This window comes from Mesorhizobium sp. WSM4810 (genome assembly GCF_055811235.1).
In genome coordinates, this window is sequence record NZ_JBVVQV010000070.1 from 1 (window position 1) to 2,093 (window position 2,093).

Genomic DNA, 2,093 nt, shown 5'->3' on the forward strand with positions numbered 1-2,093 from the left:
ACCCCAAGGGCGATCAGATGATGGGCCAGCCGGTTGGCCCGCGCATTGAGCTCGCCATAGCTCAGGCGCTCGTCCTCACACACCACCGCCACCGCCTCCGGCGCCTGGCGCACCTGCGCCTCGAACAGCTCGTGGATGCAAAGATCCGACGGATAGGCCGCTGCCGTCCGGTTCAGCTCCTCCAAAAGGTAGGTCCGCTCGGCGGCCGGCAGGATGTCGATGCGGCCAACCGGCTGGCCGGCATCGGCAACCATCGCCCGCAGCAATGCCAAAAGATAGCCGCGCTGCCGCTCGATCGTCGCCTCATCGAACAGCGCCGTGGCATAACCAAACGCTCCGGCGATCTCCTCGCCATGCTCGCCAAGGCTCAGCTCCAGATCGAACTTGACCTGATCGAGCCCCTCCCCGGTAGCCTCCACACTCAGCCCCGGCAGGTCCAATGACTCGACCGCATTGTTCTCCCAGGCCAAGATCCCCTGGAACAACGGCGTGTGATCAAGATGCCGGGGCGGCTGCGCGATCTCGACGACCTGCTCGAACGGCAGGTCCTGATGCTCCTGCGCGGCCAGCGCCGTGCGCCGCGTCCGCTCCAAAAGCTCCGACACGCTCGGCGCGCCCGACAGGTCGAGCCTAAGCGCCAGGGTGTTGACGAAGAAGCCGATCAACTCTTCGATCTCGCGCCGGCCTCGATTGGCGCTCGGAACGCCGATCACAAGGTCGTCCTGCCCCGACAGACGCGAAAGCACCGCCGCCCAGGCCGCCAGCACCGTCATGAACAACGTCGTGCCATGCTGCCGGCTCAGCCGTTTCAGACCCCGCGTCAGATCCGCATCGATGACGATCGGCACACTGGCCCCGGCAAACGACTGCTGGGCCGGCCGCGGCCGGTCCGTCGGCAGCGCAAGACGGGCCGGGGCGCCTGACAGGGCGTTGCGCCAATACTGCGCCTGGCTCTGTAGCCGTTCCCCCGACAGCCACTGCCGTTGCCAGGCGGCATAATCCGGGTACTGGATCGCCAGCGGCGGCAAAGGATCGTCCTGTCCAGCTGCAAACGCCCGGTAAAGCTGACTGAGTTCACGCACCAGCACGCCCATCGACCAGCCGTCCGAGACAATGTGATGCTGGGTCAGCTGGAAGACATGTTCCTCATCCGACATCCGGATCAGACGCCCGCGGATCAGCGGCCCGCGCGCAACATCGAACGGCGTGCGCGCCTCTTCACGGCACAGCTCCAGAAGCGCCGCCTCTGCATCCGGCCTGTCCCGCAGATCGTGCTCCAGCACCGGCAGCCCTGCCTCCGGCGGCAGAACCTCAACCCGCGGCTTCCCCTCCGACGCGACAAAGACACTGCGCAGCGCCTCATGGCGGGCAAACAAACGGTCGAGGCTGCGCTGCCAGGCGCTGCGGTCGAGCACGCCGCGCAGCCGCAAGGCCAGCGGAATGTGATAGTTGGTGCTGCCCTCGTCCAGCTGCGCCAAAAACCATAGCCGCTGCTGCGCAAACGACAGCACAAGCGGCTCATTGCGCGACACCGTCGCAATGGCCGGCAGGTCTTGCGGACCGGAGCGGCTCAACACCTTGACGATGCTTTCGGCCAGATCGGAAAGCACCGGCCTGGCGAACAGCCTCGTCAGCGGCAGTTCGACCCCAACAGCCTGCGACAGCCGGCTCGAGAGCTGCACCGCCAGGAGCGAGTGGCCGCCGAGTTCGAAGAAGCTGTCGTGGCGCCCGACCCGCTCGACCCCGAGCAGCTCCGCCCAGATCTCTGCCAGCGCCGTCTCGACCGCGCCCTGCGGCGCTTCATAGGCGGCGTGCGCATAGGCCTCGTCAGCCGGCGCAGGCAGCGCCTGGCGGTCGAGCTTGCCGTTCGGCGTCAGCGGCAAGGCCTTGAGCCGCACGAATGCCGACGGCACCATGTAGTCCGGCAGCCGCCCGCTCAGATGCGCGCGCAAGGCGCCGGCAAGCCCGCCGCCATCGTCGTCGTCCGAGCCGGCCTCGGGCCCGCACACGACATAGGCGACAAGATGCTTGTCGCCGGCGCGGTCCTCGTGCGCCACCACCACCGCCTCGCGCACCCAGGCGTGCTCGCAAAG

1 protein-coding gene is annotated in these 2,093 nt (G+C 67.7%); it reads right to left on the reverse strand.

The genetic code is table 11. The features are described 5' to 3' along the window. Window positions 1-2,093, reverse strand: a 2,093-nt coding sequence (locus AC0L3O_RS35285) for a condensation domain-containing protein (protein WP_473618131.1), incomplete at both ends; no start/stop codon positions are given.